Annotated in this window: 16 protein-coding genes and 1 tRNA gene; 2 read left to right on the top strand and 15 right to left on the bottom strand. The window is 37.3% G+C overall.

All coding sequences use genetic code 11. From position 1 onward, the window contains the following. Positions 1-46: 46 nt before the first annotated feature. From aprB to ACMCNP_RS06470, 15 genes are all read right to left on the bottom strand, one after another. Positions 47-487 (bottom strand): adenylyl-sulfate reductase subunit beta, encoded by a 441-nt coding sequence (gene aprB / locus ACMCNP_RS06540; protein WP_419315918.1) that lies wholly within the window; start codon positions 485-487, stop codon positions 47-49. A 55-nt stretch (positions 488-542) separates the two neighbouring features. Next, entirely contained in the window at positions 543-1766 is a 1224-nt protein-coding gene (sat, locus tag ACMCNP_RS06535) for a sulfate adenylyltransferase (protein WP_419315441.1), read from the bottom strand. A 192-nt stretch (positions 1767-1958) separates the two neighbouring features. Further along, positions 1959-2258, bottom strand: coding sequence for a sulfurtransferase complex subunit TusB (gene tusB, locus ACMCNP_RS06530; protein ID WP_419315439.1), 300 nt, complete (start codon positions 2256-2258; stop codon positions 1959-1961). Between the two features lie 48 nt (positions 2259-2306). Then, on the bottom strand, positions 2307-2681 hold the full coding sequence (gene tusC, locus ACMCNP_RS06525) for a sulfurtransferase complex subunit TusC (RefSeq protein WP_419315436.1): 375 nt from the start codon (positions 2679-2681) through the stop codon (positions 2307-2309). 67 nt (positions 2682-2748) lie between these two features. After that, positions 2749-3099 carry a sulfurtransferase complex subunit TusD gene (gene tusD / locus ACMCNP_RS06520; RefSeq protein ID WP_419315433.1) on the bottom strand — a complete coding sequence of 117 codons (351 nt, stop codon included), beginning with the start codon at positions 3097-3099 and terminating at the stop codon, positions 2749-2751. A gap of 57 nt (positions 3100-3156) precedes the next feature. After that, positions 3157-4644: a sulfate reduction electron transfer complex DsrMKJOP subunit DsrK gene (gene dsrK / locus ACMCNP_RS06515; RefSeq protein ID WP_419315430.1), complete on the bottom strand. Its 1488-nt coding sequence runs from the start codon at positions 4642-4644 to the stop codon at positions 3157-3159. An 89-nt stretch (positions 4645-4733) separates the two neighbouring features. Then, the gene (locus ACMCNP_RS06510) at positions 4734-5495 is read right to left on the bottom strand and encodes a respiratory nitrate reductase subunit gamma (protein WP_419315427.1); all 762 of its coding nucleotides are present in this window, start codon (positions 5493-5495) and stop codon (positions 4734-4736) included. 153 nt (positions 5496-5648) lie between these two features. Next, entirely contained in the window at positions 5649-5990 is a 342-nt protein-coding gene (locus tag ACMCNP_RS06505; RefSeq protein WP_419315424.1) for a TusE/DsrC/DsvC family sulfur relay protein, read from the bottom strand. A 49-nt stretch (positions 5991-6039) separates the two neighbouring features. Beyond that, on the bottom strand, positions 6040-7752 hold the full coding sequence (locus tag ACMCNP_RS06500; protein ID WP_419315420.1) for an NAD(P)-binding protein: 1713 nt from the start codon (positions 7750-7752) through the stop codon (positions 6040-6042). Between the two features lie 54 nt (positions 7753-7806). After that, complete coding sequence (locus tag ACMCNP_RS06495; protein WP_419315417.1) at positions 7807-8046, bottom strand: hypothetical protein; 240 nt, start codon at positions 8044-8046, stop codon at positions 7807-7809. A 34-nt stretch (positions 8047-8080) separates the two neighbouring features. Continuing rightward, on the bottom strand, positions 8081-9166 hold the full coding sequence (dsrB, locus tag ACMCNP_RS06490; protein ID WP_419315415.1) for a dissimilatory-type sulfite reductase subunit beta: 1086 nt from the start codon (positions 9164-9166) through the stop codon (positions 8081-8083). A 75-nt stretch (positions 9167-9241) separates the two neighbouring features. Continuing rightward, a complete protein-coding gene (gene dsrA / locus ACMCNP_RS06485) occupies positions 9242-10441 on the bottom strand; it encodes a dissimilatory-type sulfite reductase subunit alpha (RefSeq protein ID WP_419315413.1) in 1200 nt (399 codons plus the stop codon). Positions 10442-10780: 339 nt separating this feature from the next. Beyond that, entirely contained in the window at positions 10781-12262 is a 1482-nt protein-coding gene (locus ACMCNP_RS06480; RefSeq protein ID WP_419315410.1) for a cobyrinic acid a,c-diamide synthase CobB, read from the bottom strand. Then, the gene (locus ACMCNP_RS06475; protein WP_419315408.1) at positions 12255-12590 is read right to left on the bottom strand and encodes a hypothetical protein; all 336 of its coding nucleotides are present in this window, start codon (positions 12588-12590) and stop codon (positions 12255-12257) included. The genes ACMCNP_RS06480 and ACMCNP_RS06475 overlap by 8 nt, the downstream gene beginning before the upstream one ends. Before the next feature lie 56 nt (positions 12591-12646). Next, positions 12647-12738 (bottom strand) — tRNA-Ser (locus ACMCNP_RS06470). Between the two features lie 249 nt (positions 12739-12987). Between ACMCNP_RS06470 and galU the strand changes: the two genes are divergently transcribed. Continuing rightward, entirely contained in the window at positions 12988-13860 is an 873-nt protein-coding gene (galU, locus tag ACMCNP_RS06465) for a UTP--glucose-1-phosphate uridylyltransferase GalU (RefSeq protein WP_419315405.1), read from the top strand. 4 nt (positions 13861-13864) lie between these two features. Next, positions 13865-14323: an Hsp20/alpha crystallin family protein gene (locus tag ACMCNP_RS06460; RefSeq protein WP_419315402.1), complete on the top strand. Its 459-nt coding sequence runs from the start codon at positions 13865-13867 to the stop codon at positions 14321-14323. Positions 14324-14422: the final 99 nt, after the last annotated feature.

Here is a 14422-nt window from a genome sequence, read left to right as displayed (position 1 = left end):
ATTTTATAAATTTAATTTTAAAACAATTCGATCAATCCTAATCTTTTTATACTATTTTTTTTGGAACGATAAGCGTTTGACCGATTTCATCGCATAGAATTTCACTCTTTAAATCCTCGTTAATTACTTCCGGTATTCCCTGATACGGATCTATACCACCTTCCGGTGTCGTTCTGATCGGAAACTTAAATCTCTTAATCTTGCCATTCCGATACTTTATAGTCCACATTATCGAATCAGAGCCACGCATTGGAATAACAGAAGCACCCATAGGAGCAAAATCCTGATATGCCCTAATCTCTACGGCAGACTGGGGACATATTTTTACACAGTTATAACACTCCCAGCACTGATCGGCTTCCTGGTTGTAAGCCTTCATTATGTCCTTATTGAGGACCATAAGGTCGTTAGGGCAGATATATTGACATGCAGTCTTATCTCTCCCCTTGCAACCGTCGCATTTTTCTGCAATTACAAAACTTGGCATTTTCATACCTCCTTAATTATATTATTATTATTATTAAACAAAATAACGCTCTATATTATATTTCTCCCCTTGATGCCTTATTCAATTTGACGTCAACCTTGTCGTTTTTAGAAAGAGAAGCATAATAATCTTTTAATATCGCCAATACTTCTATCCTCGAAAAATGATCCGGAATTTCCTGTCCTTCCGATAAGAGCTTTCTAAGCATAGTTCCGCTTAATACAAGCCTGTCTTCTTTCGGATGAGGACACGTCCTTGTCGACGCCATACCGTCGCACTTACGGCAATAAAACGTCCAATCCATTTTAAACGGTTTTAATTCAAGAGCATTTTTCGGAATTTCGTCAAATATTTTATGAGCATCAAACGGTCCGTAATAATCCCCGACCCCTGCGTGATCCCTGCCGACAATCAAGTGGGAACAACCGTAATTTTGCCTGAAAACCGCATGAAGCAACGCCTCTCTCGGTCCGGCATATCTCATTTCCATAGGGTAGCCTGCCTGCACGATAGTATTTTTTACAAAATATTTGTCTATAAGGGTATTAATAGCAACTGCCCTCACGTTTGCAGGTATATCGCCCGGCTTCAATTTGCCGATAAGCTGATGGATTAAAACACCGTCTGTAGTCTCTATAGCCACCTTTGCAAGGTATTCGTGAGAACGATGCATTGGATTTCTGGTTTGAAAAGCAGCCACCGTACTCCATCCCTTTTCCTCAAATATTTTTCTCACTTCTAAGGGACGCATATATATATCTTTAAATTTAGTAGGATAGTAGCTTTCGCTTAATACCTTGACTTTTCCGGCTATGTTAATATCTCCCTGGGCCATGACTTTTTGAACTCCGGGATGCTCCGTATCGGTCGTTTTGAATATCTTCTCGCACTCATATGCCTTGTCGATAGAATATTTCTCACTTACCGTAATTATTCCCATAATTTCAGAGGTTTCCAAGTCAAGTAATGTTATATCTTCACCTATTTTAACATCGGCTGCCATTTCCTTGTCTATGGAAAGGGTTATGGGTATAGGCCAAAACGTTCCGTCTTCCATGGTAAAATTATCACAAACACCTCTCCAGTCGTTCTTGCCCATAAATCCTTCTAACGGAGTGAACGCCCCTATTCCCATCATAATGAGATCAGATGTTTCTCTTGACGTCATAGACAACTTCTTTAACGTTTTTGCATAACTCTTTGCCTCTTCAAGCTCGGAGCCCGAAAGTAATAAGGGCTTTAATTTCTTTTCCTTGCCGTGAGGATTGACTAATGCCATATATTTATTCCTCCGATAATTTTGTATTTATTTTAATTTCATTTGTCTTATTAACTTGCTAATCAGGTATAGATCGATCATCTCTTTAAAAAACAATTGTAATATATTTATTATTATTTTAAAGAAATGTCAATCACTAATTTAAAGATGCACCAATAAAAATAGCGCAAATGGGTGACCGTACGAATATCTTTACGGCCATGTTAACGGATTTTGTTCGCAGACCTTTTCTACAAATCCTTTGTAGTCTATTAATTTGACGTTTTCTACGATTTCGCCTTCCGAAATCCCCCTCGCTTTTATATCCGCTTCAAGACAATAAACTTTATTATTTTGCAAAATACCTTTTACAGTATTTTCAAATTTGCCTCCTTTTTTTACCGTATATACGGCGTCTTCAATTAATAAGACTATATCATTTTTCATTAAATAATTAATAGAATCATTCAAAGCATTGGTTTCATAAGGTGACTTTTTAATAATGTGAAGCATATTTATTTCCTCCCGATATCGTATAGGTTTTTACCGTTCTCGTTAAAATTAAAATGATAAAAGTGCTTTCATCTCGTTCATTCTTTGTCTCAATGCATTTCTATCCAAAATTTCAACCTCTGCAACAAGGTCTCCTTCGCTTAAGCCTCTTTCTTCTAATGATTCCTTTTCTACATAGATATTGGAAATATCAAAATCATCCTTTAAAATCTCATATGTCTTTGAAAAATTCTTCTTTCCGAGTAATGAAGGATCCTGCCCCTTCTTTAAAGAGAAAACTCCGTCGTCCAAAAAAGCTACGCTCACATCCTGCTCATATGCGCCAAACATAACCATTGCTTCAATTGCTTCCTGCTCAAAAGCAACTCCGTACGGAGCTGTCCTGCAAACAAACATTACCTTAGTTTTTTCCTGTTCAGACATTCTACCGGCTCCTATATAAAAGATAATTTACAAAATTATATATATTATATTCCTGCCAAAAATAATATTAAAATGTTATCATCCTGTCGGACACTATGCAAAGCTCTAAAAGCTGACCGAGACCCGATATCTCATTAGCGTCGCAAACCGTTGTATCAACAACTCCCCTTCTCTTTCCTGCGGCGACGCATACTATCATCTTTACTCCCTTAAGCTCAAGCTCTGAAAGTATTTTCATAATATTTCTTTCATCCCGCGGGGGTTCCATAGCGCTACATCTATTATAAACCCCGTCGTTATAAAAAAACACGCCGGTTATCTCATGCCCCGCCTCCATTGCCGCAACTATAAAGTTGTATGCAGTATCCATAGCCTGATGCATGTACGGACCGTCTTTGACAAGAATACCGAATTTCATTAAACCCTCCTTAACTGTTTAAATTATAAGTTTGTATTCAAAGCCTACTTTATTTCTTTACATTAATATTGCATTACTGACTAACTGATGGATTCCTCCAACCATTTCGGCATCAAACCCGTAAATAGGAAACATTTTCGTAAATTGAGTCTTGCAAATTGCACAGATACAAGCGCAAAAGTTAACGCCGTGATTATCAACCGCTTCCTTTATCGTCTGCATTCTCGGCATAGCCCCGGCTATACGAACGTTCATAACCTCTTCTGCCAGCAGGCTGCCTCCGCCCCCGCAACAAAAAGTCTTTTCTTTAGTCGTGCCTACCCTTAACTCAACAAATTTGTTAGCTGCCGCTTTAATAAGTTCCCTAGGTATAACAAACTGACCGCCGGCAAAATCACCTATTCTCGATGACCGCGCTATCATACACGAATCATGAAATGTAACCACCTTGTCGTCGTTAGCCGAAGGATCAAGCTTTATAACCCCGTCTTTTACGAGTCCCAAGGTAAAATCACAGATATGCGTAGGCTGTCTATATTTGCTATCCAAGAAATCAAATGGACCGTTCATTGTATTAGAATAATTATAAGCGGCTCTCCATGCATGTCCGCATTCACCCATAATAACTCTCTTAACCTTTAATCTCCTGGCATCATCCCAGATTCGCTTATTAATTTCTTTGGCATTTTTATAGCTCCCCAAAAACATACCGAAATTACCGGCTTCCGAGGCATATGAAGAAACAGTATAGCTTATACCCGCCTTATGAAACACCTTTGCATACCCCTTGAGCGATTCCATATGAGGCATTGCAAAAAAATCCGCGGAAGGCGGTACCAATAAAACATCGGCACCCTCCACATCCATAGGAATTTTAACGTCTTTACCCGATTCTTCATTCATTTCCTCTTCCAAGTCATCAAGCGTACGTCTTAAGGCAAGAGGCGGTATCCCTATATTGTTACCTGTTTTATATACTTTATGAATAACCTCGGTTGCGTATTTATGTCCCAATCCTATTGAATCCATTATATGCCTTGCCGCCATAGTGATTTCCGCGGTATCAATACCATAAGGACAAAAAAGGGAACATCTTCTACACTCCGAACACTGATAATAATATGTGTACCAATCTTTCAAAACTTCTTCGGTCAACTCTTGAGAATTAGAAAGCGTCTTAAAAAATCCAGAGGGGGTAAAGTAATATCTGTATACCTTCCTCATAAGCTCTTGCCTCTGAACAGGCATATTGTTAGGATCCGAAGTCCCTAAAAAGAACTGACATTTATCTGTACAAGCACCGCATCTGACACAAATATCCATATAATCTCTGACCGCTTTATTATGGTCGAGTATCTCTTTAAACACGCCGATAGCCTTTTCCTTCCAACCGTCTTGCAATTTAGCCGGAAAACCCAATGCCTGCATATCTTCTTCTTGAGCTCCGATCATATGCTCATATGCAAAAGCCCCCGGAACGATTTTAGGTATAGGAATTTTTCCATCTAAAACAGGAACCTTATATTTCTCTTTTGGCTTAGCCATATATATATCCCTCCGTTTTTAACCGTTAAATTAATACAATTAAAATCACAAATCGCCTATATCGCAAACAAGATGTGCTTTTTCCTCTTTTAAATCGACAAATCTTTTGCGCGCGGCTTATAATATCTCTTCTCCACGGGATTATCGGACATGATTCTTGTAGGTGAAAAGAATATCCCCACAAAATGCATTATTTTGCTGAATGGAATATAAGCTATAAGCAGCAACACAAGCGAATAATGAATTAAAAAAAGAGGGCTTGACGGAATATTTGCAAATTGCAAGGTTAAGATCCCGTTTACGTAAGGACCAAGATGCTTGTCTATTACAGTCAAGGCGGTCGGGGATATAACGTAATTCAAAAACAAACCTGCTAACGCTATAAGCATTAAAAGAATCAGTATGATATAATCTGCAAACAACGAAATAAACTTAACGCGCTCTATGATTATTCTTCTTAAGAAGAGAAGAAAAAGGGCCAAAACCATAACGATACCGCAGACTATTCCTATACCTACGAATATGCCGTACCACCAGGGTAACGGACTTACGTATACAAAATGCCTTAAAAAATGCATAAATATCAAAACGAAAAACGCAACATGAAAAGAATATCCGAAAATCCATGTCCATTTATTAGATCTAAAAAGACTTCTAAAAAAAAAGACCTCTCCTAAAATTCGGATAAAAGCCCCACCGGAAGTTAACGGAGCCGGCGTAAGAGGAATCTTAATAGGCTGAGGAGTCGTTGCATATTGATATATTCTTAATACTACTCCTATTACAAAAATTAAACCAGCCGTATACGTTAATAATAAAAATATTGCCGTGGTTAAATTAAGAGGCACCATATTCCCCTCCCTAAATAAATAATGATAAATTATATTATTTTAATAAAAATCCTATTTTCCATAGGGAAGGTCGGATAATTATCCGACCTTCCCTTATACCTTGAACTTTGAGCAAACTCATGAATTTATAAATAAAATTATAATTTGAATCAATTAAACGCAGCCTGTAGGCTTAGGAAGCCCTGCTATTTTAGCAAGCTGTTTAGCCGGACCCTCAGGAAATAATTCATAAACAAATCTATTTGCTTCCTTTTTATCCGGTAAATTTTCAAGCTTCATAACCTCTCTTGCAAGAGACTTAATAGCCGGAGCTACTTGATACTTTTGAAAATAATCCCTTATCCATTCGATAAGTTTCCAGTGCTTGTCAGTAAGTTCCACACTTTCCTGCTCTGCGAGAACTTCAGCAAGACCCTTGTCCCAGTCAACTAAATTTTGAAGATACCCCTCGTCGTCTGTTTCAATCGTCTTCCCATTATATTCAAAACTTGCCATAAAGTGAATCCTCCTTTAATTTTATTTTTTAATATTAATCAACATTAAATTAAATCATGTCTATATAGCCGCAAGGACAACTTTCAGCACATTTTTTACAGCCATTACATGTTTCAAGATGAAATTCAAAATGCTGTCCTTTAGGTAATTTTTTGATGGCACTCTGAGAGCAATATTCAAAACAGCTACCGCAATCGAAGCACATGCCGCAGCTGATACATCTTTTAGCCTCAGCAATTAAATCATCCATGCTTAAATCGTTCAGTATACCATCAAAGTCGTTAATCCTGACAGAAGCGTCTCTTGCCGTCCTTTCATGTCTTTCCGCTTCTTGAAAATATGCCAAATACATATTTTTGCCTTCATAGTTTACCGCATCTCCGTATTTAACAACCGTTCTCTCGTCTTTCTTTATTGGTTCCCCACTCAACTTTTCATGTATAGAGTAAGCGGCATACCTGCCCATGCCGATAGCATCCGTCACTAATCCGAATTTTAATATATCTCCTCCTGCAAAAACCTTATCTTCGTTTGCAATCAGATACTTATCATCCACATTGAGAAATTCGTTGTTTTCGTTTTTCGTAAAACCCTCTAATCCTTTGTAATCAGGCTTTTGCCCAAAAGAATATATCAACGTGTCGAGCTTGAGGTTAAGATTCACGCCACCCTCTATTATAATAGGATGAACCCTTCCTGAAGCGTCTTTTTCGGAAAGCTTCATCTTTTTTAACTGTACCGTTGTCGCTTTTCCGTTTTCCGTGATAATTTTATCCAAAGCGAATAAGAATTCAAAATTAATCCCTTCGGCATGACCTTCCTTGACCTCCGTAGAGCCTTTTTCTTCTATCTCGGAAATATCGTTCAGTGTTCCCTTATTATAAATAAACGTTACGTTTGCGCCAAGCCTTTTTGCAACCATACCGGCGTCCATTGCGCTGTCGCTCCCTATAACGACTACCTCTTTGCCGGCATCTTTAATTTCTCCGGAAGCGGCTTTTTGAAGAAACTCAATGCCCGTATAAACATTAGGCGCATCGGCTCCATCCATTCTCATCTTGATGGGCTCATGCGTACCGATGGCAACAAAAACGGCATCATAGTCTGATTTGAGTTTGTCTATAGAGATATCAGAACCGATATTGATACCGGTTTTTATTTCTACTCCTAAATCCTTAATACGCTTTACTTCTGCATCTATTACATCAAGCGGAAGCCTAAAGGAAGGTATCCCATATCTTAAGTATCCACCCGGTTCTTTAAATTTTTCATATATGGTAACTCCGTAACCCCTTATAGATAGATGATAGGCACAGGAAAGACCGGCAGGACCGGCGCCTATTATGGCAACTTTTTCCTTCCTTTGGGTGTCCGAAAGTTTCTTAAAACTTAAATTGTTTTTTATTCCGTAATCTCCTACAAACATTTCTATCGCGTTTATCGCAACAGACTTGTCCTTGTATTTACGATTACATTCATCCTCGCACGGATGGGGACATACCCTTCCGGTCGTAGAAGGCAGAGGATTAGATTCGGTAAGCAGATAAAAAGCCTCCGTCAACGATTCATCCAGCGACCTCTCGTATGATTCGCTCTGCGCTATATACTGTATATAATCCCTAACTCTCGTACCATTAGGACAAGTATCCATGCAGGGAGGCCTTTTTTCGACATATTTAGGTCTAAAAGGCGACTGCTCCATCCCTACTCCCGAACTCAACGATACCTTCGTCGGTTTTTTAATTTTTTTTAATTCAAGCATAAAATTATCCTCATAATAATTCCAAAATATTATTGAGACATGTTGAAGTTACGATTAATTACTTTCTTCAGGGATAGCCAGATAGCTCCCTCCGGCATACCCATAGACCAACTTGCCTTCGTCCATTATTTCCTTTAAGGTTCCCTTAATCTCAGCTTTAGATAGGCCATCTCCGGAAAATTCTTTTTCCATCTCCTTTACTATATCTATAGGCTTAAATCTCTTCTTACCGGTATATTCTTTAACAGTTCCGATAATTTTATCTTCCAACCTTTTTTTTGTTTCGTCGGTCATAATATTTTCCTCTTAGTTTGTTTTAATTTGTAGATTAAAGCCTTGTATGAGACGAATAGTTCATCGTAGTTTCAGCAAGTCTAAAGTCATCTACATGATATTTGGTAAATTTAAACCCGGTTATCTTAAAGAACCTCGGCCAGCCGATCCTTTCTATCCATTCGACAACCCTTTCCCCTGACTCCGCTCCCTCTTTGTATGCATCCAATATCGTCTTTACCGCTTCAACTACCTTAGGCCATCTAGGCGGGTCGTTAGGAATGAACGGAATAACTAATTTTGAAAATGTAGGCTTTGTTCTCGCATTAGACACTTTACCCCCAACCCATATGGAAAGCCCGTCAGTAGCAGGGTCCGCAATAGGCATCGCAGGACAAACCGTATAACAACTTCCGCAAAATACGCAGGTTTCCTCATTAATCCTTAAGGTCTGTTTACCGTCCTGAGTATCAGGTCTTATGGAATTAGTCGGGCATGCCGCAATAGTACTTGGTATTTCACATAAATTTAAAAGCCTCTCCTGATTTATTCTAGGCGGCTTTCTGTGCGTTCCGAGTATAGCAATATCGGACGAAGCGACCGAACCGCACATATTAAGACAACACGCAAAAGCAATTCTAACTTTTGCCGGCAATTTTTCTTCAACGAAATATCCATATAAGTCATCCATAACGGATTTTACAACACCGGATGCATCACTGGCAGAAGTATGACAGTGCACCCAGCCCTGTGTATGAACAATATTTGCAACTACATTTCCAATACCCCCTGCGGCTAAGCCTAATTTGGCAATATCCTGTTTAAGGGGTTCAATATTTTTTTCATCTTCAAGTAAAAACTCAACGTTATTTCTTGTAGTGAACCTTAAGTAACCACTGCAATATTTATCCGCTAAATCACATAAATCTCTAACAAAACTACCACTCACCAATCTTGGAGAACCGACTCTTACCGTATATAATTTATCACCGCTTTCTGCAACATGTACCATGCTTCCGGCATCTAAAATTTCGTGATATGCCCATTTGCCGTAATTTTTTTTGATAACAGGTGGTAAATAATCATGAAAGTCATGTGGACCAATGTCCGTCAATCTTTTATTTTTAGCCTCTTCCGGCATAACAACCTCCAAATATTTATATATGACAATTTTAATTAAATAAAGATTAAATAATTATATCCTGCATCAATGAAATCAATCGTTTTCTTCCGCTTCCTCGTCCTCAAATTTAATAAACGGATTGCTTCTTGGATGATCGACCATTTCCGGTGTAGGTTCTAATCCTATCCCTTCTAAGAAAGTTACGACCCCGACCCTCTGCATAAGTTCTCCTATTCTCTCTCTCGTGACGCCGTATTCATCCCAGAAATCCCATATGTTGCTTATCAACTGTTTCAACCATTCATAATTATTTTTGCTGTCTTCCAAAATATCGTAAAACGGAATAAACATCATGCCCATCCTGGGACCGGTAACTAACGGTGCTTTAGCGCCTAATAAAATAGATGCGCCTTTTTCGTCTCCAGGTCTCAATGCCTTAGGCATTTTATTTATACAATGCATGCATTTAACGCAGTTAGGATCGTCTATGACGAGATTATCTTCTTCAAACCATATGCATTTTGTAGGGCATTTATCAATAACATACTTCTGGACATTAAATTTCTTTACGTAATTTTTTACTTCATCCTGATTTATTTTTATGCTATCCTTCCACGTCCCGATAAAAGCCATATCTGACCTTGAAGCCGATGCAACACAGTCATTAGCGCAACCAGAAAATTTGAATTTGAATTTATAATTAAAAAGCGGCCTATGTAGTTCATCCTGATACGCTTGTGTTAAATCATAGCAAATCTTAAGAGTATCATAATTAGCGAACTCGCATCTTGCCTGACCTACGCAGCAGGAAGGAGTTCTTAGATCGGAACCGCCTCCGCCTAAATCAAATCCTAATTCTGCATATGCCTGAAAAGCTTCTTCTGCTTCGGACTGCCTAAGACCCAAAACTTGGATATCTCCGGTAGAACCGTGTAAATTTAAAAGTCCTCCACCATGTTTCTCGGCGATATTCGCAATTTTTCTAAGAACATCCGAATTGTAAAAAAAGCCCGATACTTGGTTAATTCTCATTGAATGACACTCTTTAACACCGGGATATTTATCAGGAAATTCGGTAAATCTACCGACCATTCCGGCTCCGTATCCCTTGACACCTGCCATACCACCATGTTTCCAGTGAGTAACTTTATCCCTGTAAGATTGCTCAACCTGACCTAAAAGGTCTTCAGTTCTTTCGCTCTTCTCAGCCGCTCTTTCGATTTCCCTGACAAAACTGACCCACTTTCCCTTTTTTAGTTCGTCAAGAAGCGGGGTTTCATGTTTTTTACCCATAATAAAAAACCTCCTCGAATAAATTTATTTATAATTAATACGAAAATACGCAAGAGTGTGATACTGATACAAAAAAATCCACCGATCAAAACGACGCATGCACGTATTTAAAGCGCATTAATACATGCATAATAACACACAAAAAAACCACCAATACATACACATGTATGATGTATTTGTTAAGATTGAACGGCTTAAACGATAATCACACTTTTTATATTTATAAATCTTTCATACAACTTTTGTCAAGAAAAAAATGATTTTGCAAGAAAAATGACCGATATTTTATTCTATCTAAAAATATATTGAAACAAAAAATCCGATTAAAAATATATAAAATTACGTTAAAAACTCGTTTTTTTGCAAAACGGTTTTAGTTTTTTTTATGAAGGCTACCCAGTTTTTAAACCATCCGGAAGAAGAAGCCGAATAGATATGTGTATATCCGGCGAGGATATTCTTATACGCAATGCCGTCCCCCGTACCATTAACCCCAAAACCCTTTTTTACGTTAAAAACTAAGTCGCTACTAATACTGGAAGACATATCTATAAACGAATGATGAAATTCATGTCCCTTTATTGACTTAATTTTATTAAACCATAATCCTTCCTTCCTATCGTAAAAAAAAGGGCTGAGTTTTGTATAACCGTGTCCTTTGGGTTTTTTTGTGAATTTCACGTTTGCGTCTATTACACCGACCATTTCATGAAAATTATTTTCGTAAGATATGCTTTTACATAGATACATGAGCCCCCCGCATTCCGCATAAACCGGAATACCCTCCTCTATTCTTCGTTTCATTTCCCTTCTTATATTTATATTTGCTTGAAGCTCTCCTGAAAAAATTTCAGGAAACCCACCGCCTATATAAAATGCATCTACGTCTGGAAGAAACGCATCCTTGAGCGGAGAAAACTTTATTATTTCGCATCCTAATCTCTCAAGGACTTCGATATTTTCGTTATAATAAAAATTAAATGCATTGTCATAAGCAATGCCTATTTTAACGGTATTCCGAGTAATTCTTTTCTTATTTTTGTTCGGCGGCAAAACCGCTGAATCTTTAACAACGGAACAAGATTTTTTAGCTATTTTAGAAATCTTTATAATACTATCCGTATCTATAAAATCTGAAATTTTAGAGGACATATCTGCAACGAAATTTTCTCTTTCTTCGGAAGAAAGAGTGGATAAGAGACCGAGGTGTCTTTGTTTTATGGAATATTCCAAATTATTCGGAATATTGCCCACTATTTTTAGATCGGTATAATAATGAATTGCTTTTATTAAATTTTTTTCATGTCTCTTGCTATGGACCTTGTTGAGAATTATTCCTTTTATATTCACGTCCCTGTCAAATTGCTGAAAACCCATTATAAGCGGAACTACTCCCCTATTTAGCTCTCCGACGTCTATTAGGAAAATCACAGGAAGACCCAATAATTTCGCCATTTCGGCATTGGAAGACCTTCCGTGCATATCTAAAGAATCGTGCAATCCATGATTTCCTTCGACGATACTAATATCTGAACCCAAAGAATGCGTCAAAAAATGTTTTTTTATTTTATTTCTGGGCATAAAATAAAAATCCAAATTATAAATTTTTTTACCGGACGCAATATTGAGCCACATCGAATCTATAAAATCTGGGCCTTTTTTAAACGGTTGAACGGATAAACCTCTATTTTTAAATAGGCGAGATAATGCAATAGAGACAGTAGTTTTACCGGAATTTCTTTTCGCGGCGGCTATATAAATACCATTAACGACCCCATTACCTTTGTTACTATGCTTGATACCGCTTTTAATATTATTCATCCTGATTCCTGAGCATTTTCATCTTCGCAATGGTATTGAGCATATATGAAGAAAGATTCTTATCGGCAGCATCCTTAGTTTCTAAACAATACAATCTGTTGACCGCAAGAATGAATAACGAAAACCCATACTCGCCTATTTTTTGTTTATCAAAATGGTGCTGAAGAAACGCAAATTCATCCTCTTCTTCTATGAGCTTACTTATATAAAAAGCCTCAAGTTTAGCGACCAGAGGGAGTTCATCGAAATATTCAAGTAATTCCGATATATTTTCTTTACTCAGCCCGGTGATCTTTAGGACGTATTCCATATCGTATTTAAATTTCATAGCCTTGCAGTACCGTTACAAAACTTACATCAAAAATAGAATATATTACTTTTAGCTGGCGGAGAGAGAGGGATTCGAACCCCCGGTAAGCTTGCACCTACAATTGATTTCGAGTCAATCGCCTTCAACCGGACTCGGCCATCTCTCCGTTTTATAAACTATACGAATATCTCAAAATTACCAGATATCGTTTATATATTTAAGCGATTATGTTCATAATATCTTTTACTTTATGCAATGCTAAATATTTTATCATAAAGTTAAAACATTATCAAAAAAATAATCGCTTATTTGCTCAATAAATAATTTTAAAAAATTTTTAATTTATGATATATTAAATGAAAACATAAAACTGATTTCATAATCGCTTCAAAATATGCGGAGGTTTTTAACTTTGATGAGGATTAATAAGGCAGTGTTTCCGGCTGCCGGTCTCGGAACAAGACTCTTACCGATAACTAAATCAATCCCGAAAGAAATGCTTGTGCTGGTAGACAAACCGCTCATACAGTATGGAGTGGAAGAATGTTTGAGTGCAAAAATTACCGATATTATTATTATTACCGGTAGGGGTAAGACCGCCATAGAGAATTATTTCGACAGATCGATAGAACACGAAATTTTATTAAAAGAAAAAGGGAAGCATCATTTGCTAAAATCGGTAGACGATATATCAGACCGTATTAACCTTACATATACGAGGCAAAAAGAAGCATTAGGTTTAGGGCATGCAGTCTTATGCGCTCAAAATATGGTCGGAGAAGAACCGTTCGCAGTAGTTTTAAGCGACGATATTATAGATTCCGATATTCCGGTTATGAAACAAATGATAGACATATATAGAAATTACGGGTATTCCGTGTTGGCTGTCCAGAGAGTCGAAGACAAAGATGTCTCAAAATATGGAATAATACAGGGAAAAGAGATTAAAAACGGGTTATATCAAATTGAAGACCTTGTAGAAAAACCGGAACTTAAAGATGCACCTTCCAATCTTGCTATAGTAGGAAGATATATTTTAACCCCAAATATCTTTGATTTTCTGAAAGATATAAAGCCAGGAAAAGGCGGCGAAATTCAACTTACCGACGCTATCCGTTCTCTCCTCTCGGTTCAACCGATTTATGCCCTTGAATTCAAAGGAGATAGGTACGACGGAGGAGACAAATTAGATTTGCTTAAAGCGCAAATAGTTTACGGACTTAAAAATCATGAAACTAAAAGCGGTTTAATGGAATTTATAAAAAAATCGAAATGGTGCGTAGATTAGAATTATGGAATTTTTTGATGAAAACGCAAGTTTCAGTAAAAAGATGACAAAATTTAAAAAAGCGGTAGAGAGGCTTTTTTATTATCATTTTAGTCCTTTTTCGTCAGAGGATTTACCCTATTCTTTTAAGGCTAATTCCTCACCTATCGACATTTATATGAATAAAAGTAATTTAACGGTAGAAATAGAGCTGCCTGGAACCCCCATAGAAAATATTTCAATAGGGGTTCACGGCAATATTCTTGCAATAAGATGGAAATTGGAACCGAAAATAAAAACAAACGTTAATTTTTTTTGCTTAGAAAGAAAATTTGACAGATTCGAAAAATTCATTTTATTACCTATCGCTCCCGCCAAAGACAATATAAACGCTGTTTTATCCAACGGGGTTTTAAGCATAAACTTTGAAATAGGAGATCTTTTTGTAAATGCAGAAGCGGTTATACCTATAACGAAAGCATAACGGGCATGAGATCTACTATATATTATATAGTGCCGATAATAAATACATACAATGTACATAATTAACAGGGGAATACAATATGAACAGGTTTAATATGCG

It is taken from the genome of Candidatus Acidulodesulfobacterium sp. H_13 (assembly GCF_048541835.1).
In the GTDB taxonomy this organism is placed as follows: domain Bacteria; phylum SZUA-79; class SZUA-79; order Acidulodesulfobacterales; family Acidulodesulfobacteraceae; genus QIJE01.
This window is presented reverse-complemented; position numbering and strand designations above follow the sequence as displayed.

Coding starts and splice junctions, on each gene's coding strand:
- aprB (WP_419315918.1), bottom strand. CDS start 487: ATGCCAAGTTTTGTAATTGCAGAAAAATGCGACGGTTGCAAGGGGAGA.
- sat (WP_419315441.1), bottom strand. CDS start 1,766: ATGGCATTAGTCAATCCTCACGGCAAGGAAAAGAAATTAAAGCCCTTA.
- tusB (WP_419315439.1), bottom strand. CDS start 2,258: ATGCTTCACATTATTAAAAAGTCACCTTATGAAACCAATGCTTTGAAT.
- tusC (WP_419315436.1), bottom strand. CDS start 2,681: ATGTCTGAACAGGAAAAAACTAAGGTAATGTTTGTTTGCAGGACAGCT.
- tusD (WP_419315433.1), bottom strand. CDS start 3,099: ATGAAATTCGGTATTCTTGTCAAAGACGGTCCGTACATGCATCAGGCT.
- dsrK (WP_419315430.1), bottom strand. CDS start 4,644: ATGGCTAAGCCAAAAGAGAAATATAAGGTTCCTGTTTTAGATGGAAAA.
- ACMCNP_RS06510 (WP_419315427.1), bottom strand. CDS start 5,495: ATGGTGCCTCTTAATTTAACCACGGCAATATTTTTATTATTAACGTAT.
- ACMCNP_RS06505 (WP_419315424.1), bottom strand. CDS start 5,990: ATGGCAAGTTTTGAATATAATGGGAAGACGATTGAAACAGACGACGAG.
- ACMCNP_RS06500 (WP_419315420.1), bottom strand. CDS start 7,752: ATGCTTGAATTAAAAAAAATTAAAAAACCGACGAAGGTATCGTTGAGT.
- ACMCNP_RS06495 (WP_419315417.1), bottom strand. CDS start 8,046: ATGACCGACGAAACAAAAAAAAGGTTGGAAGATAAAATTATCGGAACT.
- dsrB (WP_419315415.1), bottom strand. CDS start 9,166: ATGCCGGAAGAGGCTAAAAATAAAAGATTGACGGACATTGGTCCACAT.
- dsrA (WP_419315413.1), bottom strand. CDS start 10,441: ATGGGTAAAAAACATGAAACCCCGCTTCTTGACGAACTAAAAAAGGGA.
- ACMCNP_RS06480 (WP_419315410.1), bottom strand. CDS start 12,262: ATGAATAATATTAAAAGCGGTATCAAGCATAGTAACAAAGGTAATGGG.
- ACMCNP_RS06475 (WP_419315408.1), bottom strand. CDS start 12,590: ATGAAATTTAAATACGATATGGAATACGTCCTAAAGATCACCGGGCTG.
- galU (WP_419315405.1), top strand. CDS start 12,988: ATGAGGATTAATAAGGCAGTGTTTCCGGCTGCCGGTCTCGGAACAAGA.
- ACMCNP_RS06460 (WP_419315402.1), top strand. CDS start 13,865: ATGGAATTTTTTGATGAAAACGCAAGTTTCAGTAAAAAGATGACAAAA.